The sequence below is a fragment of the Shewanella sp. LC6 genome, from assembly GCF_006385735.2.
GTDB lineage: Bacteria > Pseudomonadota > Gammaproteobacteria > Enterobacterales > Shewanellaceae > Shewanella > Shewanella xiamenensis.
Window position 1 is genome coordinate 32,050 of the sequence record NZ_CP043904.1, and the last position, 24,626, is coordinate 56,675.

At 49.4% G+C, this 24,626-nt stretch carries 21 protein-coding genes; 18 read left to right on the forward strand and 3 right to left on the reverse strand.

Annotated elements, in window-relative coordinates; genetic code table 11:
• Window positions 1-9: 9 nt before the first annotated feature.
• Genes FJD32_RS24550 through FJD32_RS24560 form a run of 3 tightly spaced genes read right to left on the reverse strand, consistent with a single transcriptional unit; the run spans window position 10 to window position 3,031 of the window.
• Entirely contained in the window at window positions 10-2,199 is a 2,190-nt protein-coding gene (locus tag FJD32_RS24550; RefSeq protein ID WP_140907206.1) for a DNA topoisomerase 3, read from the reverse strand.
• On the reverse strand, window positions 2,199-2,432 hold the full coding sequence (locus FJD32_RS24555; RefSeq protein ID WP_071681758.1) for a hypothetical protein: 234 nt from the start codon (window positions 2,430-2,432) through the stop codon (window positions 2,199-2,201). Before FJD32_RS24555 ends, FJD32_RS24550 begins: the two co-directional genes overlap by 1 nt.
• A complete protein-coding gene (locus FJD32_RS24560) occupies window positions 2,414-3,031 on the reverse strand; it encodes a hypothetical protein (protein ID WP_140907205.1) in 618 nt (205 codons plus the stop codon). The genes FJD32_RS24555 and FJD32_RS24560 overlap by 19 nt, the downstream gene beginning before the upstream one ends.
• A gap of 167 nt (window positions 3,032-3,198) precedes the next feature.
• Between FJD32_RS24560 and mobH the strand changes: the two genes are divergently transcribed.
• The 18 genes from mobH to traC all read left to right on the forward strand — a co-directional run bounded on the left by mobH (window position 3,199) and on the right by traC (window position 24,620).
• The gene (gene mobH / locus FJD32_RS24565; RefSeq protein WP_140907204.1) at window positions 3,199-6,162 is read left to right on the forward strand and encodes a MobH family relaxase; all 2,964 of its coding nucleotides are present in this window, start codon (window positions 3,199-3,201) and stop codon (window positions 6,160-6,162) included.
• Complete coding sequence (gene traD, locus FJD32_RS24570) at window positions 6,159-8,024, forward strand: conjugative transfer system coupling protein TraD (protein ID WP_140907203.1); 1,866 nt, start codon at window positions 6,159-6,161, stop codon at window positions 8,022-8,024. The genes mobH and traD overlap by 4 nt, the downstream gene beginning before the upstream one ends.
• Before the next feature lie 49 nt (window positions 8,025-8,073).
• On the forward strand, window positions 8,074-8,619 hold the full coding sequence (locus FJD32_RS24575; RefSeq protein WP_023044870.1) for a hypothetical protein: 546 nt from the start codon (window positions 8,074-8,076) through the stop codon (window positions 8,617-8,619).
• Complete coding sequence (locus FJD32_RS24580) at window positions 8,576-9,205, forward strand: DUF4400 domain-containing protein (RefSeq protein WP_140907202.1); 630 nt, start codon at window positions 8,576-8,578, stop codon at window positions 9,203-9,205. Before FJD32_RS24575 ends, FJD32_RS24580 begins: the two co-directional genes overlap by 44 nt.
• Before the next feature lie 8 nt (window positions 9,206-9,213).
• A complete protein-coding gene (locus tag FJD32_RS25335; protein WP_140907201.1) occupies window positions 9,214-9,660 on the forward strand; it encodes a hypothetical protein in 447 nt (148 codons plus the stop codon).
• Window positions 9,661-9,669: 9 nt separating this feature from the next.
• The gene (locus FJD32_RS24585) at window positions 9,670-10,047 is read left to right on the forward strand and encodes a hypothetical protein (RefSeq protein WP_140907200.1); all 378 of its coding nucleotides are present in this window, start codon (window positions 9,670-9,672) and stop codon (window positions 10,045-10,047) included.
• Window positions 10,047-10,709 (forward strand): hypothetical protein, encoded by a 663-nt coding sequence (locus FJD32_RS24590; RefSeq protein ID WP_140907199.1) that lies wholly within the window; start codon window positions 10,047-10,049, stop codon window positions 10,707-10,709. Before FJD32_RS24585 ends, FJD32_RS24590 begins: the two co-directional genes overlap by 1 nt.
• A 180-nt stretch (window positions 10,710-10,889) precedes the next feature.
• Window positions 10,890-11,033 carry a hypothetical protein gene (locus FJD32_RS24595; protein ID WP_181159838.1) on the forward strand — a complete coding sequence of 48 codons (144 nt, stop codon included), beginning with the start codon at window positions 10,890-10,892 and terminating at the stop codon, window positions 11,031-11,033.
• Between the two features lie 11 nt (window positions 11,034-11,044).
• A complete protein-coding gene (locus FJD32_RS24600) occupies window positions 11,045-11,407 on the forward strand; it encodes a hypothetical protein (protein ID WP_240200051.1) in 363 nt (120 codons plus the stop codon).
• Between the two features lie 147 nt (window positions 11,408-11,554).
• Entirely contained in the window at window positions 11,555-11,836 is a 282-nt protein-coding gene (gene traL / locus FJD32_RS24605) for a type IV conjugative transfer system protein TraL (RefSeq protein WP_000805625.1), read from the forward strand.
• Entirely contained in the window at window positions 11,833-12,459 is a 627-nt protein-coding gene (locus tag FJD32_RS24610; protein WP_140907197.1) for a TraE/TraK family type IV conjugative transfer system protein, read from the forward strand. The genes traL and FJD32_RS24610 overlap by 4 nt, the downstream gene beginning before the upstream one ends.
• Window positions 12,443-13,360 carry a type-F conjugative transfer system secretin TraK gene (locus FJD32_RS24615; protein WP_140907196.1) on the forward strand — a complete coding sequence of 306 codons (918 nt, stop codon included), beginning with the start codon at window positions 12,443-12,445 and terminating at the stop codon, window positions 13,358-13,360. Before FJD32_RS24610 ends, FJD32_RS24615 begins: the two co-directional genes overlap by 17 nt.
• A complete protein-coding gene (locus tag FJD32_RS24620) occupies window positions 13,360-14,673 on the forward strand; it encodes a TraB/VirB10 family protein (RefSeq protein WP_205403084.1) in 1,314 nt (437 codons plus the stop codon). Before FJD32_RS24615 ends, FJD32_RS24620 begins: the two co-directional genes overlap by 1 nt.
• Window positions 14,670-15,248, forward strand: a complete 579-nt coding sequence (gene traV, locus FJD32_RS24625; protein WP_140907194.1) for a type IV conjugative transfer system lipoprotein TraV — start codon at window positions 14,670-14,672, stop codon at window positions 15,246-15,248. The genes FJD32_RS24620 and traV overlap by 4 nt, the downstream gene beginning before the upstream one ends.
• Window positions 15,249-15,260: 12 nt before the next feature.
• The gene (traA, locus tag FJD32_RS24630) at window positions 15,261-15,644 is read left to right on the forward strand and encodes a TraA family conjugative transfer protein (RefSeq protein WP_140907193.1); all 384 of its coding nucleotides are present in this window, start codon (window positions 15,261-15,263) and stop codon (window positions 15,642-15,644) included.
• 192 nt (window positions 15,645-15,836) lie between these two features.
• Window positions 15,837-21,323: an Ig-like domain-containing protein gene (locus FJD32_RS24635; RefSeq protein WP_140907192.1), complete on the forward strand. Its 5,487-nt coding sequence runs from the start codon at window positions 15,837-15,839 to the stop codon at window positions 21,321-21,323.
• Between the two features lie 148 nt (window positions 21,324-21,471).
• Window positions 21,472-22,179 (forward strand): DsbC family protein, encoded by a 708-nt coding sequence (locus FJD32_RS24640; protein ID WP_140907191.1) that lies wholly within the window; start codon window positions 21,472-21,474, stop codon window positions 22,177-22,179.
• The gene (gene traC, locus FJD32_RS24645; protein WP_140907190.1) at window positions 22,176-24,620 is read left to right on the forward strand and encodes a type IV secretion system protein TraC; all 2,445 of its coding nucleotides are present in this window, start codon (window positions 22,176-22,178) and stop codon (window positions 24,618-24,620) included. The genes FJD32_RS24640 and traC overlap by 4 nt, the downstream gene beginning before the upstream one ends.
• Window positions 24,621-24,626 lie beyond the last annotated feature (6 nt).

Genomic DNA, 24,626 nt, shown 5'->3' on the forward strand with positions numbered 1-24,626 from the left:
GTTAATTCCTTATTCTAAGTCTGATTTTTTGAAAGGCATTGTGCCTTTGCAGTCTGGATAAGCTGTGCAACCCCAAAACTTAGAGGCTCGTTTTTTACCTGGTGCTTTCCCTTTTCTAAGGCGCATAGGGCTACCGCAATCTGGGCAGTCTGGGCAATCTTCCGCAGCGATGCGCTTCTCGGGTTTACCTCTATTATCAGGGAATGTCTTTTTACAAGCCTCGTTCTGACAACCCCAGAAGAAGCCGTTTTTACCTTTGATTCGGTGCATCTCTCCACCACAGTTAAAGCATTCGTGTGAAGGAGGTTTCGCGCCTTCAAATGCTTTAGCCATCGCGCCACCTTCTTTTGTCAGAACTGGCGCGGCCACTTTGAGCTGATCGACCATCTGGCAAATCCAAGTGGAAATCTGCTTCATGAAGACAGACATGTTTCCGGCGCCAGTGGCGACTTTTTCAAGCTCTTGTTCCCATGCCGCAGTCATGCCTGGTGACTTGATTGCTGGTGGAAGCACAGCGATAAGTGCATGAGCTTTATCTGTTGCAAGCAGTACCTTTTTTTGACGCTTGAAATAGCCTTTATCTACAGCTCCCTGGATGATGCTGGCGCGTGTTGCTGGAGTGCCCAGACCGGCTGTATCTTTGAGGATCTGCTTGAACTTCTCCTCAGTCACAAACCGGGCAATGTTCTCCATCGCGGCAAGTAATGTGGCTTCTGTGAAGTGTGGTGCTGGCCGCGTCATTTTGTTCATCAGCTCAGTACCATTGAGCAAGGCAGGTTCGCCCTGACTAACCCTGGGTAGCTTCTCCTGTTCAACCGGCGCGTCGGTGTCTTCTCCTTCATCCTTAGGGCTGCTTTCGCTGTCAGAAGCAAACAAAACCTTCCAGCCTTGTTTGGTCGGGGTCTTACCGGAAGCTGCAAATAGGTGACGTCCACACTGCACCTCGATGGAGGTTTTAGTGAACTCGAACTCACTGTAGAACTGCGCGATATAGAAACGACGTATGGCGTCGTAGAGATTTAACTCAATCTCAGACATGGCACTGATGTCTGTTCTTGCTGGGGTGGGAATGATCGCGTGGTGCGCGGTCACTTTAGAGTCATTAAATACTCTGGCCTTGCGGTGAGGATCTGCGCCAGCTACCAGCCCTGAGACGTTCTGATCGGACAAAATAAGCGCCTGTAGGATGTCAGGAATGTCTTCCTTTTGGCTCTCTGGAAGGTAGCGACTGTCGGTACGAGGGTAGGTTGTTGCTTTGTGTGTTTCGTACAGAGCCTGTGCTGCATCAAGGACCTGCTGAGCAGTATATCCCCATCGTTTACTTGCGTATTGCTGCAATGAAGTCAGATCGAAGGGAAGGGGAGCTGACTCTTTTCCTGGTTTTGTCTCTGCCTTGCTGATAACTGCATTGGCACCGTTGACCTGAGAGGATACCTGCTCGGCATAGGCCTTATTGATACATCGGCCTTGTTCGTCACTACACTCCTCTGGCGGTATCCATTGAGCGGCAAACTGACCATTCTGCACGGATACGTTCACGCCCAGAGTCCAGTATGGGGATGGTGTGAAACCCGCGATCTCTCGATCTCGTTGACACACGAGAGCGACGGTAGGTGTAATGACCCGACCTACGTGGAGGGTATGATTGAAACCTACATCTCGCGCCAATACTGTATAGAGTCGGCTTACGTTCATTCCCACCAGCCAGTCTGCGCGTTGCCTTGCTAGTGCAGCGTAGTATAGCGAGACAGTTTCTTTGCCGTCCTTAACGTTATTAAGTGCTTTCTTAATGCTCGACTCATCGAGTGCAGTCAAGCAAACACGACGAATAGGACCTGAGTAGTGGAATCGATCCAAAAGCGAACGAGCGATAGCTTCACCTTCGCGGTCGAAGTCGGTTGAGATGTAAATGGTACTTGCTTTTTTGACTAGGCCTTCAACGATTTTGTACTGCTTTAGCGCACTCTTGCGAACGTTGTACCGCCAGGATTCAGGAGCAATGGGAAGAGTCTCCAGTGACCATGACTTGTATCGTTCGTCATAGTCATCTGGCATGTACAATTCCAGAAGGTGGCCGAAGGCCCAGGTAATAACTCTGTTTCCTCCATCATGGATAAATCCATCTCCCCTTTGTGAGGCTTTCATTACTCCTGCCAAGTCTTTGGCCTGAGAAGGCTTTTCGCAGATATAAAGGTCCATCAAGCAGCTCCCTTCATCTTTGATTCCAGATTCGCCAGCTCGGTCCAGTTTTGGGCAAGAACTTTTATCTCGGGATAGTCTCTGGAAAGGTTTTCGAGGACTCCAGAAATGACATAGGCCGCTTCGTGGGTATTCCCCCTCGAACCAGCCTCCTGGAGCATGATTGATAAAGCGTCGAAGAGCTCAGCCTTTCGGCCAGGCTCTGTGTGATTTCTTATTTCAGAGCTTTGCATGGATTCACCACAGAGTAGGGACGCACGGATTCGCGCACAATACGGCGATCTGCGTCTGTTACGGCCTGACTGGAGCAAAAGTGCGTCCAGGCATTCAGGTAATCTTGATAGTTATGAGCAGGCGGTATGCAGCCAGTCACAACGTCCTGGGGAATGTTCGTGGCACCTTCACCCTCAATAAAGCGCCAATCGTGCTCATCCATGCCCTTGCCGCTATCGCAATAGCGTTCCCAGCGTGACAACTCGTACAGCGAGTAACCTTTACCTTGGTTCATGGACTTGAAGGTATTGATGGCTTCGCCTACATCCCCTTCTTGTTTTATTCCAACCGGAGTTTTAACTGCATCAGCGGAACCATCTTTCACCTTGTTTATAGTTGCGCTGACATTACCGTCGCCCAGCACATGGATATAACCAGGTTGGCGCAATGCCGCACCACCGCGTCCCATATTGTCCCATGCGATAGAAAGTTCCCGGTTAACTCGGGCCGGTTTGTCATTCTCCGCAGGGGATACTTGGGATTGGGGTTTTTGTTCAGGGGCGTTAGAGGCACACCCGGCCAAAATTGCTACTCCCAGAATTGCTATCAGTTGTCTCATCGTGTCATTCCTCATCAAAAATTGTCGATGAACCCATTCTAAAAGGGGGGAGATGGAAAGCTGGTTTCTCAAACTGCCCAAATTGGACAGATAGGCGTGTGTGCGATCTAAACGTGTTTTGAGAGCATGTACTGACGAAAAATACGATAGGAATATGGTCAACCTACATGCTGAAAGCCCTGAACAAGTTATTTGGTGGGCGAAGTGGAGTGATCGAGGCCACGCCAAGCGGCAGAGTGTTGCCGCTTAAAGACGTGGAAGATGAAGAAATCCCTCGATACCCGCCTTTTGCCAAGGGCCTGCCAGTGGCCCCACTAGACAAGATACTGGCAACCCAAGCTGAACTAATTGAGAAAGTGCGGAACTCTCTCGGTTTCACTGTGGACGACTTCAACCGGCTTGTTTTGCCGGTTATCCAACGGTATGCCGCTTTTGTTCACTTGCTGCCAGCTTCCGAATCTCACCATCACCGAGGCGCTGGTGGGTTGTTCCGGCATGGGCTTGAAGTGGCCTTTTGGGCAACTCAGGCATCTGAGTCGGTTATTTTTTCAATCGAGGGAACGCCGAGGGAACGCCGCGACAATGAACCTCGTTGGCGACTTGCTAGTTGCTTCTCCGGGCTCCTGCATGATGTGGGCAAGCCGTTGTCAGATGTATCTATTACAGATAAAGACGGATCGATCACATGGAATCCTTATTCAGAGTCTCTTCATGACTGGGCGCACCGTCACGGAATTGAGCGTTACTTTATCCGGTGGCGCGATAAGAGACACAAAAGGCATGAGCAATTCTCGCTGCTGGCTTGGCATCGAATTATTCCGGCTGAGACGCAGGAGTATCTTTCCAAGTCAGGTCCTTCCATCATCGAGGCTATGCTTGAAGCTATTTCGGGAACCACGGTCAATCAGCCTGTTACAAGGCTGATGCTTCGTGCTGACCAAGAAAGTGTTTCAAGGGACCTTCGCCAAAGCCGTCTTGATGTGGACGAGTTCTCTTATGGTGTGCCTGTAGAGCGGTACGTTTTCGATGCTATCCGTCGTCTGGTGAAAACTGGGAAATGGAAAGTCAATGAGCCTGGTGCGAAGGTTTGGCATCTCAACCAAGGTGTTTTCATCGCATGGAAACAACTTGGAGATCTCTATGATTTGATCAGTCAAGACAAAATCCCTGGCATTCCAAGAGATCCAGATACGTTGGCCGACATTCTCATCGAGCGCGGTTTTGCTGTGCCAAACACTGTGCAGGAAAAAGGTGAGCGAGCGTACTACCGATACTGGGAAGTGCTACCGGAGATGCTCCAGGAAGCGACAGGCTCTTTGAAGATTTTGATGCTTCGCCTCGAATCAAACGACTTGGTGTTTACCAATGAGCCACCATCAGCAGTAGCAGCAGAAGTTGTTGGAGACGTTGAGGATGCAGAGATTGAGTTCGTTGACCCTGATGAGAGTGATGACGATGAAGGCGGAGTGTCTCTGAACGATGACATGTTGGCCGCAGAGCAGGAAGCAGAAAAAGCTCTAGCCGGTCTCGGTTTCGGTGATGCGATGGAAATGCTGAAAAGCACTTCAACAGACCACGAAGACACACCGGCCCAAGGCGCGGCTGAAACAAAGGACTCGCCTAAAGCAGCATCAGCCACAACACCAACCAAGGGAAAACAAGTTAAGGGTAAACCAAAAAAAGACACAGAAGAACAAACTGAGAAGCCTGAGACAAAAGAAGAGTTGTCACCTCAGGACATCGCCAAAAACGCGCCGCCTTTGGCGAACGATAACCCACTGCAAGCACTCAGGGATGTTGGGGGTGGACTGGGTGACATCGACTTCCCATTTGACGCATTCAACGCATCGACTGACACCTGCATTACTGACGAAGAGAGCCTTAAAAACTCTAACGAGGCAAAGCTCGCACAGCCCAAGTCTGACTTTGTTCCAGAAGAACAAAACTCCCTGCAGAGCGAATACTTCCCCATGTTTAGTGGCTCAGATGAACCTCCATCATGGGTTATTGAACCATTGCCTATGTTGGCAGTTGAGCCAGAAGAGACTTCTGCCACAACGGAAATGTCACAAGCGAACAAACCTAATCAGCAGGAAAAGGGCGCTAAGACATTGTTGTCTGAGATACTTGCTGGCTATGGCGAAGCATCTGCTCTGCTTGAGCAGGCGATCATGCCTGTTCTGGAAGGGAAAAAGACTCTGGGAGAGGTTCTATGTCTGATGAAGGGTCAAGCCGTCATTCTATACCCAGAAGGTGCTCGGTCATTAGGTGCGCCGTCAGAAGTTCTCTCAAAGCTATCCCATGCCGATGCGATTGTTCCAGACCCGATTATGCCTGGTCGTAAAGTGCGAGATTTCAGCGGTGTGAAAGCAATTGTTCTAGCGCAACAACTTTCAGATGCAGTCGTAGCGGCCATCAAGGAAGTAGAAGCATCAATGGGTGGATACCAGGATGTCTTTGAGCTTGTGTCTCCTCCTGATTCTGATGTCAGAAAGAGCAAGTCTGCTCCGAAACAACAAAGCCAACCAATGCAGAAAAAAAACCAACAACAGAAGTCTGATGCTGGATCAGGTAAAGCTGCACCGGAAAAAGACACGAAAGAAAAAGCTGATCAGAAACCTAAAAAGGAGAAAAAAGGTGACACCGCCTCTGTGGTTGATGGACATGAAATCAAGCCGATTGAAGAAAAACAGAACGTAGCTCGCCTTCCCAAGAGAGAGGCTCAACCCGAAGCTGTTGTAGTTACCAAAGTTGAGCGTGAAAAAGAACTTGGTCACATCGAGGTCCGAGAAAGGGAAGAGCAAGAGGTGAGGGAGTTTGAACCACCAAAGGCTAAAACAAACCCGAAAGACATCAAAGACGAAGACTTCTTACCGCCTGGCGTTACCCCTGAGAAAGCGATTTTGATCCTCAAGGACATGATCCAGAAACGTTCGGGCAGGTGGCTAGTGACACCTGTCTTGGAAGAAGACGGCTGCTTAGTGACCAGCGATAAAGCGTTCGACATGATTGCCGGGGAAAATATCGGCATCAAAAAACACATCCTCTGTGGGATGTTGAGCCGGGCACAAAAACGCCCTTTGCTCAAAAAACGTGAAGGAAAATTGTATTTAGAGGTAGATGAAACATGACAATGAGTTATGACCCGCTCGCCTACGAGATGCCGTGGCGGCCTAACTATGAAAAAAATGCTGTGGCAGGCTGGCTTGCAGCCTCCGGTGCTGCTTTGGCCGTGGAGCAGGTCAGCACTATGCCTCCAGAGCCCTTTTATTGGATGACGGGGATCTGTGGTGTGATGGCAATGGCTCGTTTGCCTAAGGCTATCAAGCTCCATTTGCTGCAAAAGCATTTAAGGGGCCGAGACTTAGAGTTTATCTCCATTACGGAGCTCCAGAAGTACATCAAAGATACACCGGAAGATATGTGGCTTGGTAGTGGGTTCCTGTGGGAAAACCGTCATGCCCAGCGCGTTTTTGAGATCTTGAAACGAGATTGGACATCTATCGTCGGAAAAGAATCGACGGTTAAAAAAGTTGTTCGGAAAATACAGGGTAAGAGAAAAGAGTTGCCAATCGGCCAGCCTTGGATTCACGGGGTTGAGCCAAAAGAAGAAAAACTTATGCAGCCTCTAAAGCATACAGAGGGGCACACTCTAATTGTTGGGACCACCGGTTCGGGCAAGACCCGTATGTTCGACATCCTGATCTCTCAGGCCATCATGCGCGGTGAAGCTGTGATTATCATAGACCCGAAAGGTGATAAGGAGATGCGAGACAATGCTCGACGGGCCTGTGAAGCTATGGGACAACCGGAAAGGTTCGTCTCATTCCACCCTGCATTCCCAGAAGAGTCAGTGCGTATCGATCCCCTGCGAAATTTCACCCGTGTAACGGAAATCGCAAGTCGATTGGCTGCATTGATCCCATCCGAAGCTGGGGCTGACCCATTCAAATCATTTGGCTGGCAGGCTCTTAACAATATTGCTCAAGGGCTTATTATCACCCATGACCGTCCTAACCTGACAAAGCTCCGTCGTTTCCTTGAAGGTGGCGCTGCTGGTCTAGTCATCAGATCAGTTCAAGCCTATTCAGAACGAGTTCGGCCTGACTGGGAGGCCGAAGCTGCGCCTTTCCTAGAGAAAGTAAAAAACGGCTCTCGTGAAAAGATCGCTTTCGCTTTGATGAGGTTCTATTACGAAATCATTCAGCCTGAACATCCTAACTCAGACCTTGAAGGTTTGTTGTCGATGTTCCAGCACGACCAAACCCACTTTTCCAAGATGGTGGCAAACCTCCTTCCGATCATGAATATGCTGACGTCCGGAGAGTTGGGGCCATTGCTATCGCCAGACTCAACTGACCTAAGTGACGAACGCCAAATCACTGACTCCGCGAAGATCATCAATAACGCCCAAGTGGCCTACCTGGGCCTTGACTCGCTGACCGACAACATGGTGGGCAGCGCTATGGGGTCAATATTTCTTTCTGACCTTACAGCGGTGGCCGGGGATAGATACAACTATGGCGTCAACAACAAACCCGTAAACATCTTTGTTGACGAAGCTGCTGAGGTGATTAACGACCCGTTCATCCAACTTTTGAACAAAGGACGTGGTGCGAAACTTCGTCTTTTCGTTGCAACCCAGACTTTTGCTGATTTCGCAGCTCGACTGGGCAGCAAAGATAAAGCGCTCCAAGTCTTGGGGAACATCAACAACACGTTCGCTCTGCGTATTGTTGACGGGGAAACCCAAGAATACATCGCGGATAACCTGCCGAAGACGCGGCTCAAGTACGTTATGCGTACACAAGGCCAGAACTCTGATGGCAAGGAACCCATTATGCACGGAGGCAACCAAGGCGAGCGTTTGATGGAGGAGGAAGCGGATCTTTTCCCTGCCCAATTACTGGGAATGCTTCCGAATCTGGAATACATAGCCAAGATTTCAGGCGGAACTATCGTAAAAGGCCGTCTGCCAATATTGACCCAGTAAGAGCAGAGCTATGTGTAACAAGAAGTATAGAAACTACGAGGTAGCCATCATGGTCGATGTGAACCCTTTTGACCGGGTTATGAATGAATTGAAAAATCGTGGCCGCAAAAATGCTCATATCCTGAGTATCCTTCAATTCGATTGGCCTGCATCAGAGGTCATCATCGAGAAGCTGAGCTGCTACATCACAGACGGTATTAAGGCTAATCAAGAACCGGTGATTTACCCGATCATTGAAGAGGCTCTTCATCGCTACAGCCAGCTTGTGTTTCATGAACAGAGAGAAAAGTACGAAGACCCAGCCCGAATAGGGGCGTTTTTAGAAACTCTCATCACCGAGACTTGCCGAGCGCTGGAAGTGCAAATCGTCGATTGTGGTGGAGATTTATGGTCTGTCGATTCAGGAGAACCGTTCTCACTGTGGCTGTCTTCCCATCCAGGAGAATTATCTATTAACCCGCAGCCCCACGAGGATGAAACCTCTTTGCGCGGCTTGCTGTATGAACTCATTACCTGTGAAAGTGTGAAAATTGTTTTAAGGAGAACTGACTATGAACAAGCCGTGGTTGCTGGTCGCATGGCTGCTGGCTATTGAGATACTTGCGATATTGCTGCTGATCCCAGGTGACTGGACAGACAAAGCTATCAAAAGAGAGTCTGTGCTGGTGGAGCAGAGTCTCGGGAGCGAAGCCAGAGACTGGATACAGGACAAAGCATCTACCTGGTTCCGGTCGAGCATTATTGATTCAGGTTTCTATGAAGGGATGTACCAAACTTTGATCCCTTCAGAAGAAGAGCGCCAGAAATCCAAGGGTATGCAGGACATGGGTAAGGGCTGGTTCGCGTGGGTTAAGGGACGCATGGAGGCCTTTGTTAACGTCATTTACCAGTTCTATACCAGACTGGCGCTGTTAGCTGCTTGGGCTCCCTATATGCTCATCCTGTTTGTACCGGCGGTGTACGATGGGATGATGACCTGGCGCATCAAACGGACCAACTTCGACTACGCAAGCCCAGTTTTGCATCGCTATAGCGTTCGCGGAACAATGTACTTGATGGCTGGTTTGTTCATCGCGTTCTTCGTCCCTATAGCTCTCGATCCGGTTGTCATTCCACTGACGATGATGACCTGTTGCGTTCTGGTAGGCCTGACATTCGGCAACCTACAAAAACGGGTATAGGAGGGGTAATGAGCTACTCCGTTTTAAATCAAGATGGGGTTCATCTGTGTGACATTCCACGGAATGTCTATCAGTTGATACGTCGCCAGTCCCTGTCAGAGTTGTGGCTTTATTGGGTGCAGATTTTGAATTTGGTTAAGGTGTTAATTGCTTGCGTCGGGAAGATGGTCTTTGTGATGCCGGTAGCATGGTTCTGGGTGCTGTTCTTGTGCAGCTTGGTTGCACCAGAACGAATTTCTGACGTATCAGGACTTTTCTATCCAGATGTAATCGGGTGGACCGCTGGCGCGGCTATCACAATAATCATTTACTCAGCATTCACACGACCAGCAATGTACGGATACCACAACGTATTCAAGCTGCACATCTGCTCAAGAGTAAAGCAAATAACGCCCGAGCTCAGAACTGTCTCGGGGCCACTGTACTTCTACAGAAACGAAATTGGAACGATATAGAGAGAAACCATGAACGTGACCAAGAAAATTCATCTGCTGGCGCTGGGATTGTTTATGACCGATACTGCCATCGCCGCACCTGATGTACTTAATGACGAAGCAAAGCTCAAAAACCTTGAGAAGGTGTGCCCTGAATGTGAAATGGTGGCAAAAGATGTGCTCAATCTTCGGGTTCAAAACTGCCAGCTAAAAGATACCTCCAGTACAATGATGATAGGAACTATGCAAAATGACCCTATGTTTTCGTTTATGCTGGCGGTACACACTGCGGCAGGCTCGGAGGCATACAAAACAGTAGTTGGTGCCGCTGGCAACCATGTTGACTGTGAAAACCCGTTGAACTGGATAAAGCTGACCCAGCAAGCAATTAAAGGAGGTAAAGTCTAATGCGTAAGAGAGATTTCTTTTTTGGAGAGGTGTATGAGGGGAGTGGAGGAGCCACTCTACGACTGAGTGATATGGAGCCATTGGCAAGAAAAGTGTCAGCAGAGTTCTTCACCGCACAACTGGACCGTATGTTGAAAGAGCATGACGGTCAGTTGACGCTCAGCGATGAAACGTCGTACCCCAGCTTTTGGAGTTTCATCGACAAGGTGGATACCAAACAGGTTGGCTATGTAGAAATCTATGCTCGTCAAGATGTCAACGATAATGTGAAAGCAACGCTGGCTTGTGACATCGTTTTGGTTAATGGCGTGATCACCGTGAAGCCGCACTGGTGCGCTTACAAGGACATCCGGGCTGACGAAGTGATTTCCACCTTACTGGTGCCTTTGCACTTGAAAGCTCTCCAGGATAAGACTTACATTCGCTGGGATGATGGTGAAACAGAACATCTGTTACAAAATGACGACTATCAGGCTGAACTTGAAAATGTGTTTAGTGTTGCCAAGTACCCATCAGCAATGAGCTGGGGCGATACAGCAGATCAGAAGGTTAAGCATTACAAGAGGGACCTTGAGTGCGCCACAGATGTTGGTCGTCGAGGTGTCTCATCAGAGCAAGCATGGGATGCTTATCGAGAACTCCGGCACAATAGAACAATGTGAAACAAGCGGCCATTGGCCGCTTTGAACTTTCACATGTGAAAGTTTTTCGCCTATCGCTCTTATCATCTCCTCGAACAAACCTCCATAAAGTGCCCAAAATGGGCCGTAACAGCACTGTTCCTAGATTGCTCAATTAAGAGACGATTACTCCGTGATGACGACAAGTTATTTGGAGGGTCTATGTCCGCACAAGCTCACGTCAGAGAAAGCGAAAGCTCATCTGGTTCATTCATCACCTGGCAGTTCCTTGTATGGCAGGTGATGTTCGTTATAGGTGTTGTTGCAGGGATGAACCTGGAACACGCATTCAATTTTCTTGGTTAATGGGAGGAAGTGTGAACGTAAATAAACAATTTTTCTGGTTTTTGATGAACGCGGTGCTTATGTGCATCTTTATCCTTCCCGTAGCGGTTGCTTTTTGGCTGTCTGCTTTTGCGGCAGGATTTGACTGGAGTCAGTGGGTCAAGCTGACCGCAGATGTAGTAAATGGAGCTGCAAGTGATCCGATTAAGGCTCTCGGTACTGTTCAGACCTACTGGGGAATTTTCAGCTTCTTTTTGCTGGCGGCGTACAGTTTCATGTTCAAGTTTAAAGCCAAGGCCAAAAAGGAACAGGAAGCGCTTGCCGGTATTCGCACTGCCAATGAAATTGGCGCTGCCTCTTCTGAAAAAGATTCAGTTGCAGTTTCTCAGAGCTAATAACCGATCCTATGAAAGTAAAAGGGGCAGCTTAGGCTGCCTTTTTTTATTTGTCGCTGGAAGTGCCCGAAAAGGGCGCGAAGCCGTGGCAAAAAATCAGTGTCCTTGAATGAGAATACAGTCCACTAGGAAAAGAAGAGGGTTGCTATGAAGCCTGTAAAGATACCGCGCCGGGTTGATGAGCCACCGCATCTGCTGTTGTGGAGCGCAGATGAGCTGGCCCCAATGCTTTTGGGGCTGACTATTGGGGTCATCATCGGTAAGGCCTTGATCTGCTTTTTAGGGGGGTTACTTGTAACCAACCTTTATCGACGATTCAGGGATAACCATCCGGATGGATACCTGCTCCACATGATCTACTGGGCCGGGTTCATCATGACCAAGGCCAAATCTCTCAAGAACCCGTTTGTCCGGAGGTATTTGCCTTGAACTTTAAAAAGTATCTCAAGACCTGGGAAGGGACCCAAACAGAAAATAAGTGGGGTCGAGTCTTTCAGGGTGGTCTCATCGCAATAGTTTTGCTGCTAGTTATCCAAGTATTCAACAAGGAAACAATCGTCACTATGCAGCCTTTCACTCTGACGGAAGAAGCTTGGGTGACAAAAAGCAACGCCTCACAGTCATACAAAGAAGCTTGGGGTTTTGCTTTTTCCCAGTTACTTGGGAATGTGACTCCCGGAACTGTTGATTTCGTTAAGGAACGGCTAACACCGCTTCTCTCCCCGAGCATCTATCAAGACGTGATTGATGCCATCGAAATTCAAGCTCAGCAGATCAAAAACGACCGAGTAACCATGAGGTTCGAGCCGAGATTTGTTGAGTATGAGCCCAAGAGCGACAAGGTTTTTGTCTACGGATATTCCTATGTCAAAGGGGCTTCTTCTAACGAGGAACGTAGCGAACGCTCTTACGAGTTCGCTATCCAAATTTCAAACTACGCGCCCGTGCTGGACTACATCGACACCTATGTAGGAAAGCCACGCACCAAAGCTGTTTTGGAGCAACTCCAGCGCAAAGAAGAGAACCGGAGAAAGAATGAAGAACAACGCTAAAATTTCGCTTCTGGCGCTGTCCTTGGCGCTTGGAACATCAATGGCCTATGCCTCGGATGATATTCCTGTTGTCCCGGCAAGCGTTATGAAAAAAGACGTTCCAGCCCCTGTGACGTCGGGACAAACAGCCAATGAAGTAGTGGGTCATGTAAATGAAAACCCCATGCTGACGATGCAGCCCGGCGTAAACCAAATAATCCCTATTGCCATTGGTCATCCCAATCGTGTTGTAACTCCTTTCAGTAATCCGGAGATTGTCTCCACTTCCCTGACTGGAGCAAACGAAAACGGTCAATGCGGTGAGGTTTGTATCAAAGAGAACGTGGTCTATGTCGCTACGGATAAACAATATCCTGTGACTATGTTCATTACGGAAAAAGGCTCAGAAGCCCAAGCGTTAAGCCTGACTATGGTTCCTCGCCGTATTCCGCCTAGAGAAGTATTTCTCAAACTCGATGGTGGTGTAGGGATCAGTGGGACATTTTCTAATTCCAAGGCTGAGGCTTGGGAGCAGAGTCAGCCCTACGTCGAAACTATCCGCTCTGTGTTCAGGAAAATTGCGATAGGGGAAGTTCCACAGGGTTACACGTTGAACCGTATCCCTGCCGGAGTCGCTGTACCTAGTTGCTCACACCCTGGGATTAAGGTGGATTTCGGCAAAGGGCAATACATGATGGGGCATCACCTGAATGTATTCATCGGTGTAGCACAGAACGTTTCTGAACAGCCTATCGAATTCAAAGAGGCTCTTTGTGGAAGCTGGGATGTCGCTGCTGTTACTACGTGGCCGCTCAACGTGCTTGAGCCAGGCCAGAAAACGGAACTCTATGTAGCGAAGAAACAAAAGCGTGGAATTGCTCCAACATCTAAGCGTCCTTCGCTATTGGGAGGTGGTCAATGATCAAACGATTTTGGACTGAGCTAGACCCCAAAAAGAAACGCTGGGTAGCAATTGCTGGTGGTCTATTCGTTCTTTTTGCAGTAGTGACGATGTTCTCTGGTGAGCCGAAGAAGGAAGAAAAACGTGGTAGGCAAGAAACCATCAAGCATGTTCTTACAGACAAAAATACCCGTGAGATCGGGATAGATTCGCTGTCTGCCGATGTGAAGATGGTGTCTCGTGAGAATTCAGACCTTAAAAAGGAGCTGGAGAAGGTCAAAAGAGAGCTGGAGCAAACAAAGGATACTGCCGGTAAATCAAGCGATGTTGGTAGAGAGATTTCTCGTCTACGCCAAGACCTTGACCGTCTAACCCAGAAAAACATGGAGCTGTCTAAGAAGGTTGAAACTGGTGAGGCTGGCGGAAAAACAGCTTCTTCAACAGGGGATGCCAGAGCCGATGTTAATGGCACATCAGACGGTGAAGGTCAGCTCATGGACAAAAAGCTGGACTACAAAGATCCGGCATCATTTTTCCGTGACGCACCACTCCCGGACTCGAAGGGTGGAGCTCCAGCAACAGGCAAAGGTGATGGCCGTGATGCCACAAAACCAGGCATTCAGATTGTGAGCTACTCACAGAAGTCCCCAGAAGTTGATGTGAAAGACGACAAAGATGATGAGTCCCTCTATCTGCCGTCAGGTTCCATCCTGACAGGTGTACTTATCAACGGTATGGATGCGCCTACTTCCCAGGGGGCCCGACGAGATCCATTCCCTTCAACTCTACGGATTCAGAAAGAAGCCATATTGCCCAATCGTTTCCGTGCGGATGTCAGAGAGTGTTTCCTGATTGTTTCAGGCTATGGCGACCTTAGTTCTGAACGAGCCTACCTACGCGGTGAGACATTCTCTTGTGTCAGGGAAGACGGCGGCGTGATTGAAGCGAGGCTTGATTCTTATGCGGTGGGTGAGGACGGAAAGGCTGGTGTTCGAGGCCGCGTTGTATCGAAGCAAGGGCAGATTATTGCCAAGAGCTTGATGGCTGGGTTCCTTGGTGGAGTGTCTGAGGCCTTTGATGTCAACCCTGTACCAGTTGTTAACACTAACCCTGGCTCAAACACCCAGTATCAGTCAGTTTTCTCTGAACAGATGTTTCAGGGGGCTGCGGCGAAGGGAGCTAGTAAGGCGCTTGATCGTATCGCTCAATTCTACATCGACATGGCCGAAGGTATCTTCCCGGTCATTGAGGTCGATGCTGGCCGCCAAGTAGACATCATTGTGACAAAAGGCACCAAGTTACAAATTCGTTCCAATGGGGGCAATAAGAAATGAAAAATTTGAACATTTTGACCAGAAAGGGCAGTTCCAGAGGCAAGGCTCAAAAGGAACAGACAGTAAGATCACCAAAGATGTTGGGGGTGGGAGCAATCCTTCTAGTTCTGTCGGGCTGTTCCTCGCTCAACATCGGTAGCGATGAGTATAGCTGTCCGGGAATGCCGAGTGGTGTTCAGTGTATGTCAGCGAGAGACGTTTACGCCGCAACTAATGACGGAAATGTCCCTCGCCCAATGAAGCCTGAGGAAGTCGAGGCCAAAGCGGAAGCGGATGGCGGAGGTTCCTCTGACGTTTCAGTGAACTCATCTAACTCCGGGGATTCGGTTATCGACAATTATGTCGCACCACGTCTTCCGGATCGCCCAATTCCAATTCGCACACCCGCGCAGGTTATGCGGATTTGGGTAGCTCCCTGGGAGGACACCAATGGTGATCTCATCGTGACAGGGTATGTCTACACCGAAATCGAACCGCGCAGGTGGGTAATTGGGGATGGCACACCGCAAAGTGAGCCAGTTTTGAGACCGCTGCAAACGGTAACACACGAACCGAAGTCTGAAACAACTAAATAGGAGATGTTCTTGATGAACGTAAATCAGTTGGCGAATGCCTCAAGTAAAAACAACACACTCTTCCTCTTCTTGGGGTTGATGGTCGTAGCCTTCCTGCTTGTGCCTGATCAGGCACATGCTGGCACAGGTGGTACAGCGTTTGATGACGTGTGGGTAACTCTCAAGGATTGGACCCAAGGTACTTTGGGTCGAATCGTTGCGGGAGCTATGATCCTGGTCGGCGTTGTCGGCGGTATCGCTCGTCAGAGTCTCATGGCTTTCGCTATGGGTATCGGCGGCGGTATGGGCCTGTACAACTCACCAACCGTAGTGGAATCCATCATGTCTGCTACTCTGGAACATGCAGAGAAGGTCATCCCGACGGTTGTGCAACTCAGCAATGGTTTGGGTGTGTAAAAGACACTTCGCCGTTAATGATTGAGCCATATGGGCAGCCTAAGAGCTGCCCTTATTTTTTGTCTAGTCATAACAAATCTCAACTCTTTCCTTATTTGCTCAAAAAGGGCACTTTCACAGCCCATGTTTATGCACACCATCCCGTAACCTCCGATATTGGGTTCCTGTAACTCAAAACGAATGGAGAATGCGATGATCAATTTTAAGCCTAAACTTCCGGCGTTGCTTGGAGCTCTGGCGGTTCTTACCGCTGGTGCTGCTCGTGCAGAGCTGCTGGAATATACCTTTAAGGCTCCAGATGGTACTCAACGGTCTCTGCCTCCGAATACCAACTACGCCAACCCGACGGGCAACGTTTCGTTTGCCTTGAGTGCCGGTATCGACCGCAAGGTCAAGATTTCGGTACTTCGATCGGATGGAACAGTGGTTTCGACAGCGACCAGTCACCTTCTTGGGGCTACAGATCGCATTACAGTAGGTGGAAAATCCTACTATGGTGCGGAACTTCAACTACCAGCTCCAGTCGGTGGGGCATACACTGTCAGGGCTGAAATTCTTGCCTCTGATGGTTCTACGGTTCAGGCTGATGACTATCCCCTGACTGTTGATGTAACACCTCCTTCTTTCACGTCTCTGTCTCCCATCCATGATTATTATGGGCAGGTAATTAGCGGTGATGTTTGGAAGTTAGGCGTTGGTTCCAATTCAGGAAATGCTTTTTTGATGTCAGGTATTTCTGATGACACACCAATTAGGGAGGTTAGAGTAAAGCTATATCGTCAAGATGGTTCCGTTTATAAAGATATGCCAGTGAACTATGACGATGCAAACAAGCAGGCAAGGCATTTATTTGAAGGTGGTTTTTTCCCTACCTCCGATTTGGATGAAGTTTTTACACTTCAATTCCAGATCAGTGATAGGGCTGGTAATAGTTTGCTTACGCCAAGACAAAAGGTGATGTTTGACAACGTAGCCAACGCACCGACTTCGCCATTTGGTGTTTATGATCCAGATAGCTCAAGCAATTTGGGGCCAGGGTTGTCTGGGTTTGCTGCCTATACAGCGGGGATGACAGTTAAAACTAACCCTATCAAGTTAGCTTGGCGTGTTCCTCGTGATAACTGGTATGAGTACCGAGAAGGCGGTCTCCGTATGGTCAACTCCTTGGGTCAATTGACCAAGGCTGGTGAGGATGGTGACTATGTTTATCTCATCACAACATCACCTTATGGAAATGCTGACGGCAACTATTGGCGTTGGGTGAACTTCGGCCAGTGGGGGGGAGGAGGCATTTCTTACAACCTCACACTATCACCATCAGCTCCTCAAAGTCCTAGACTTTTAGGGGTTGATTACAATTACAGTGATATAGGTTGGTCTAGTTTTTACCGCTACTGGGTGAACAATGCTGTTCTTCCTGTCAGTGTTAGCAGTATCCGTGTCAAAGTAGAACCAAGACCTTATGTTCAAACTGCTGTACATCGAGGTAGCTGTGAAGTTCCTGTTGGTCAGGATAGCTGTGTAATAACCAATAGTTTTACTATGGAGAAGGGAACGACGGGTTATGTTCATGACAATGTAACGGTGTACAACACTGACAAATCTCTGTCTTCAAACCCTATGTGGGCGGAAGTTAACTGGAACGACCAGCACTACCCTCAGCTAAGTCAGCAATACGATCAAAGCAGCAAGGTATTTACCTTGTTCGTTAACCAGCCAGGACGAGGCGCTTACTTTGATAGGCTGCGTCTGCGAAGTGCTTGGATCGAAGATAGTAAAGGCAACAAGCTGTCCCCGACCGGGGGGTTAATAGCCAACAACTGGGAGAACTACACCTACCAGTGGGATCTAAAAACTCTCCCCGAGGGGCAATACAGTCTCGTTGCCGCAGCAGAGGAAATGCACGGGCCTTTAACTCGGCAACCCATGTTTCAGATCACGTCCGATAGAACTGCACCAACACTGACGGTCAGTGTTGCAGATGGAGCTGCTATTCAGACTCTGGACGATGTTGTCATTACCTTGGCTGATGCTGTTGATCCTTCACCTAAGCTGACCTCTATTGCCCTCGTCGGAGGCCCTGCCGATGACAAGGTTCAGTTGTCTTGGCGCGAAGAGTCGAAAGGGCGATTCCGCCTTGAGTACCCGGTAATGTTCCCATCTTTGAAGGAAGGGGAATCTTACTCGCTGACGGTGGCGGGAGAGGACGCCCAAGGCAACGCGGTACAAAAGGCTGTTGGCTTCGAGTACAAGCCTCGTCAGGTGATGTTGGCGGATGGTATGGATGGTAAGGTCATGATTCCTGCTGTCACCCATGAATTTGTTCATGCAGATGGCAAACGGATCATTGAGACTAAACCGCTGACGCTCAGTGATGGTGCTGTCGTGACAGGTTCATATGACGTGTTTGCGACTCTCCGCTCTGATGCACAAGTGCCGTTGGTTGTTAATGGTGTTCGTATCGAGCCGGGCCAGACAATGGGAATCATGAGCCAACATGATTTTGGTGCATCAGGTGGACGCTTGAGTATCCCAGTTAAACCTGCTGTACCTGATGAGGTGGGCTCTTCTAGCCTTCTTGTCATGACTTCTGCGCCGAACTCACCCATCCTGGTTGTAGACATCAATACTTGGAAAGGTGCCGCTAAACTCTCTGCTGAGTCATGGACAATTCGCCAGGTTATTGACCCGGTGAAAATCTATGCCTTACCAGAACTGGGGGTTCCTTGCCGGTTCACCACGAAAGCAGATGTGGCTATGGCCGCAGACCCGATTCGTGATCCGGTATGTTTGCTCCAGTGGGACAGAACTCCGGATGAGGCGGAACAAACGACACAGGACAACAATGGCATGAAGGTTGCCGGACTGGTCGGGCAGGCGGTGAGCATTGGTGAGCAACCTGTCGAATACAGCCTGTACCTGTTCAGTGGTGATGGCTCCAAGGTGAAAGTTGGTTCAGGCTCTCAGAACCTGACGGTAACTACAGCCTATGATTCTGTCGGCTACTCACCGATTGATGATATTGCTCAGGTGAATCGCGTCATTGAAGACTTTGATGTAAATTTCAAACAGAGCAAAGGTCCTGACTGTTCGATAACTCTCAGCGCTGACCGTGCGAAAAAAGAGGCTGCAAACAAGGGGGTAGGGAGTGCGAGCCGAAGCTGTCTATTTGAGTGGCAGCAGATCCCTGATGGTTTGCTCCAAGATCAGTTATCGGAATCTCCTTCGCTGTCTGGTTCATTGGCCGCGAACGGTGTTCACTCTCTAGGCTGGCGAGTAAGTATTTTTACTCGTAATGGCACTCGCGTTACGTTGAACGACCAGACTTTCAATATCGAAGCGGTTGATCCACCGGCTCCGACTATTGAACTGTCATCTAAGTACAACTTCAAAGACAACATCTACATGGTGCCGATGACAGGTAACTACCTGGGTGATGCCGTTATCAACTCTGAACGAGCTGATCTGGATATTGCCATCTCGCGCAACTCTGATGTTTTGGAGTCTGAAACATTCACTCCTGGGTGGGGTGCCACCAACAAGGTGTATCGTCGCATCAACACCGATGAGCGAGCTTTGTGGGAGGAGACTACTTACAAAGTGAATGCTGCGTACAACAAGGTGCCTGATGTAAAAGCGGAGGTTGCCTACCGGGCTATAGCTGCACCTTCGGATAGCATCCGGCCTATCGTTGAGGTTCAAGGTGACACGGCGATTGATACTCAGGCCTTGCCTGTCCGGGTACTTATCCGTGATCAGTACAAACCTGACGGAGACTATGACGCCAAGATGATGGGCGTATGGAAAGTACGTCTGATCCAGCAAAAGGCCTATAACGAGACCGTGGCTCTCACTGATTATGCGGAAGCATCAAATGGTGAAGCTCAGTTCTCAGTGGATCTATCTGGAGTTGATACAACCTCTGTTCGTATTTCGGCTGAGGCTGTTCTGGAAAGCCCTGTTGAGGGGTACAACCGAACTGAATTGTCCATTAGACCCGCTTTCCTGACCGTACTGCGTGGTGGTGCCATCGGTGCTGGAGTCGATGCGCGTAAGCTGTCTGGTGAAGCTCCATTCACAGCAGTGTTCAAGTTATCTCTTGACGACCGTCAGGACCTTCGGGCTACCGGCCAAGTTGTATGGGAAACCAGTAAGGATGATGGCAAAAGTTGGGAGCAGTTCATCCCAGAAGATCGTTACAAGTACCAGCTTGTGAAGGCCTTCGACAAGGGCGAGTACCAGGTACGAGCTAAGGTGGTGAACGTTAACTCGGGTGCTGAGAAGTATACCGAAGTAGTCAGTGTAGTCGCTTATGACAAACCTGATATTGCTGTTGTTGGCCCGACCACGTTGTTCGTGGGTAGTGAGGGTAAGTACACAGCAAACCTGACGTTGAACGCTGAGCCGGTCTCTGGGGGCAATGCCGTTGTTGAATGGTCTACTGACGGTGGCAAAACTTACTCGCAGACGGGTGATAGCATCACGCTTTCAAGTGGTGAAGAAACCCGATACCGCTTGTGGGCTAGGGTGCGCTCAGCTACGGCACCGGCTGATGACGGCTATGCGTATGAGATAGCTAAGACGGCTGTTGACTTCCGAGCTGTTAAAGCCCCTCGTCCTTATGTGACTGGGCCGCGAGTCATTGAGACAGGCAAAAAGTACGTGTTCAAAGCTGAAACCAGCCTGCCTTACCGTGGGATGGACGTGAAGCTGAACGGTTTCTTTACGCTGCCTAATGGCTCGATTGTTCAAGGTGATACCGCCGAGTACGAACCTTCGGACGCGGACCTCAACCAGGCCACTGTAGAAACGAAGTACACCACCTGGATCGAAGGATACCGAGAACAGGGGGCAGAAGCCTCACACAGCCTGCGCTCCCGCGTGTGGCAGTATGTGTGGCCGAGCTTCGGTATGCAGATCAGTAAGAACGCTGACGTGGCTCCTGCAACGATCACTGCGTCAGTGAGACCAATTGCCTTCAACGGTAAGCTGGAAGAGCCGACCTATGACTGGGAGCTGCCGGAAGGCGCAGTTATTCAGGACAAGCGTCAGGATATATCCAGGTCCTTTGTTATCAATGAGCCGGGTGAATACAACATCAAGGTGACTGTCCGTGATGCTCGCGGCCATGAGACCGTGATCGAGCAACCGATCAAGATAGGCCAGGCAGCTCCTTACGCTATCGACCTGCAATACTCTGGCTCGAACAAATACGAGCGTGAGCCTCTGGATGTGCTGTTGCGACCGTACATTTCTGGCGGCCACCCACGCGACCGTATTTCAACTCGTGTCTACTTAATCGACGGAACGCCGTTGGATGGCAGCGGTTACTACGGGAGAGCGACTTTGGGCGCTGGTGAGCACAGCATCAAGCTGAAAATAACCTCTGAGATGGGGCATGAAGCCGAGGGCGAGGTGAACATCAATGTGGCAGAGAATAAGTTACCTGCATGTAGCCTGAGCTCAAGGGAGACTGTTGGGTCTTGGATCGTCTATGCGAACTGCGAAGATACCGATGGTCGAATGAAGTCCTACGAGTGGACCATTGCCGGTGAGTTGCAAAGTATAAGCTCTGATCGCGTCACTATCAGCAAGGGCACCTATGAAGCGATGCCGACCATATCTCTGGTCGGAGTCGATGATTCTGGTGGAAAATCCGAAGCTGTCACGATGAACTAAGGTTCATTTCTCACAAAGCCCGGCTCAGACCGGGCTTTTTTTTGTATCTCGCTGGAGTTGTCCAAATTGGGCTATTACAGAGGCGAGTCTGCTTCCATCCTCCAGATACACTGCCCAGCATCCAGTAATCCAATCTTAGGGGATAGACATGCGGACAAAATTACTTGGGGCGCTGATAGTGTTCGGAATTATTACCGGCACGGCTCATGCGTCATCGAAATTGGAAATCACCGATCCAAGAGCAGCAAAGATAGAGGACATCGTGAAGCTGCCCATTAATGGGGTTCGAGCCGTTCAGAGTGACGGACAAATAATGTTCCTTTCCGAAAACGGGCGTTTTGTTATTTCAGGACAAATCTATGACCTGTGGAGCAAAAAGCCTCTCAACACGATGTCCCAGATGCGCGATGTGGCAGAGCGAATTCACTTCAAGAGCATGGGTATGGACGTGGACACGCTGAACACCCTCTCGATGGGGCATGGTGACAAAGAAGTCGTGGTATTTGTCGATCCCCGATGTGCTGTTTGCCACAAGCTCATGGACGAGTCCAAGTCGCTGGCAGATGAGTACACCTTCAAAATCGTCGTAATCCCCGCTCTGGGAGCAGAGTCTAATCGACTCGCCAAGAACTTGTACTGCGCGGAAGACAAGACACATGCGCTCGATGCGCTGATGAATAACACCTTGGGCACACTTTCTTCAAAAGAAAATTGCGACCCCGGTCAGTATGATCAAACGCTGTTGACAGCCCACTTCATTGGGATTGAAGGAGTTCCGTTCGTTGTTGCTCCCGATGGACGTGTTAGTAAGGGACGCCCAAAGAACCTGAAATCATGGTTGGAGAGTGCAGAATGATCGTAACCATCAAAAAGAAACTTCAAGAAACGTTGATCCCGGAGCATTTGCGAGCTGCCGGGATTATTCCTGTTTTGGCCTATGACGAAGACGAACACGTCTTCCTTATGGACGACCATAGCGTTGGTTTTGGCTTCATGTGTGAGCCTCTATGTGGTGCCGATGAAAAAGTTCAAGAGCGGATGAACGGCTTCCTTAACCAAGAATTTCCATCTAAAACCACGCTCCAGTTTGTTCTGTTCCGATCACCGGACATCAACCAGGAGATGTATCGGATGATGGGGTTGCGGGACGGCTTCCGCCACGAGCTTCTGACATCTGTCATTAAGGAAAGAATCAACTTCCTACAGCACCATACTACTGACCGCATATCAGCAAAGACCAACAAAGGCACCTACGACAACGGCCTTATTCAAGACCTCAAGCTGTTTGTTACATGCAAAGTTCCAATCAATAACAACAACCCGAGTGAAGGCGAGCTCCAAAACCTCGCCCAGCTCCGCACGAAGGTTGAGTCGTCACTTCAAACCGTTGGCCTTCGCCCTCGCACCATGACTGCTGTGAACTACATCCGGATCATGAGCACAATCCTGAACTGGGGGCCTGATGCGTCGTGGAGGCATGATGCTGTTGACTGGGAAATGGATAAGCCTATCTGCGAACAAATCTTCGATTACGGCACCGATGTAGAAGTCAGTAAGAACGGTCTCAGATTGGGTGATTACCATGCAAAAGTCATGTCAGCTAAGAAACTGCCTGATGTTTTCTACTTCGGTGATGCGTTGACTTATGCAGGTGATCTGAGTGGCGGTAACTCCAGCATTAAAGAAAACTACATGGTCGTGACCAATGTGTTCTTCCCTGAGGCGGAGAGTACGAAAAACACTTTAGAGCGTAAGCGTCAATTCACAGTAAACCAAGCCTACGGTCCTATGCTCAAGTTCGTGCCGGTGCTTGCTGATAAAAAGGAGAGCTTCGACACTCTTTATGAGTCTATGAAAGAGGGTGCTAAGCCCGTCAAGATCACTTACTCAGTGGTCTTGTTTGCTCCGACCAAAGAGCGTGTTGAAGCTGCTGCGATGGCCGCACGAAACATTTGGCGTGAATCTCGATTCGAGCTGATGGAGGATAAGTTCGTTGCTCTGCCGATGTTCCTCAACTGTCTGCCATTTTGCACCGACCGTGAGGCGGTAAGAGACCTATTCCGCTACAAGACCATGACAACCGAGCAGGCCGCTGTAGTGTTGCCGGTGTTTGGTGAGTGGAAGGGAACAGGGACCTACCATGCTGCGCTGATTTCGCGCAACGGCCAACTCATGAGTTTGTCTCTTCACGACAGTAACACGAACAAAAACCTGGTTATTGCTGCTGAATCAGGCTCGGGTAAATCGTTTCTTACCAACGAACTAATATTCTCCTACCTGTCCGAGGGAGCCCAGGTTTGGGTTATTGATGCCGGTAAGTCTTACCAGAAACTTTCGGAAATGCTCAATGGTGATTTTGTTCACTTTGAGGAAGGGACGCACGTTTGTCTTAATCCGTTCGAGCTCATACAAAACTATGAAGACGAAGAGGACGCGATTGTCAGCCTCGTTTGTGCGATGGCCTCAGCAAAAGGCCTATTGGATGAGTGGCAGATCTCTGCATTGAAGCAGGTTCTTTCTCGTCTGTGGGATGAGAAAGGCAAAGATATGAAGGTTGACGACATCGCTGAGCGCTGTCTCGAAGGTGAAGATATGCGACTAAGAGACATTGGTCAGCAGCTCTACGCCTTTACGTCTCAAGGCAGCTATGGCAAGTATTTTTCTCGTAAGAACAACGTCAGCTTCCAGAATCAATTCACTGTACTGGAGCTCGATGAGCTGCAAGGGCGTAAACACCTCCGTCAGGTTGTGCTACTCCAGCTTATCTATCAGATCCAACAGGAAGTATTCCTTGGTGAACGTAATCGCAAGAAGGTTGTCATCGTGGATGAAGCATGGGATCTGCTCAAAGAAGGTGAAGTATCTACGTTTATGGAACACGCCTACCGGAAATTCCGTAAGTATGGCGGTTCAGTTGTTATTGCAACCCAGTCTATCAACGACCTTTATGAAAACGCTGTTGGCCGCGCCATCGCTGAAAACTCGGCCAGTATGTACCTGCTTGGCCAAACCGAAGAAACCGTGGAATCCGTTAAGCGTAGCGGTCGTCTGACCCTTTCTGAGGGAGGGTTCCACACCCTCAAGACGGTACACACCATTCAGGGTGTGTACTCAGAAATCTTTATTAAATCGAAGAGTGGTATGGGGGTAGGACGCTTGATAGTGGGCGACTTCCAGAAGCTGCTGTATTCGACAGATCCGGTGGATGTTAACGCCATCGACCTATTTGTAAAACAAGGCATGAGCATCCCTGAGGCTATTAAAGCCGTGATGCGAAGCCGTAAACAGGCTGCATAACCAGGG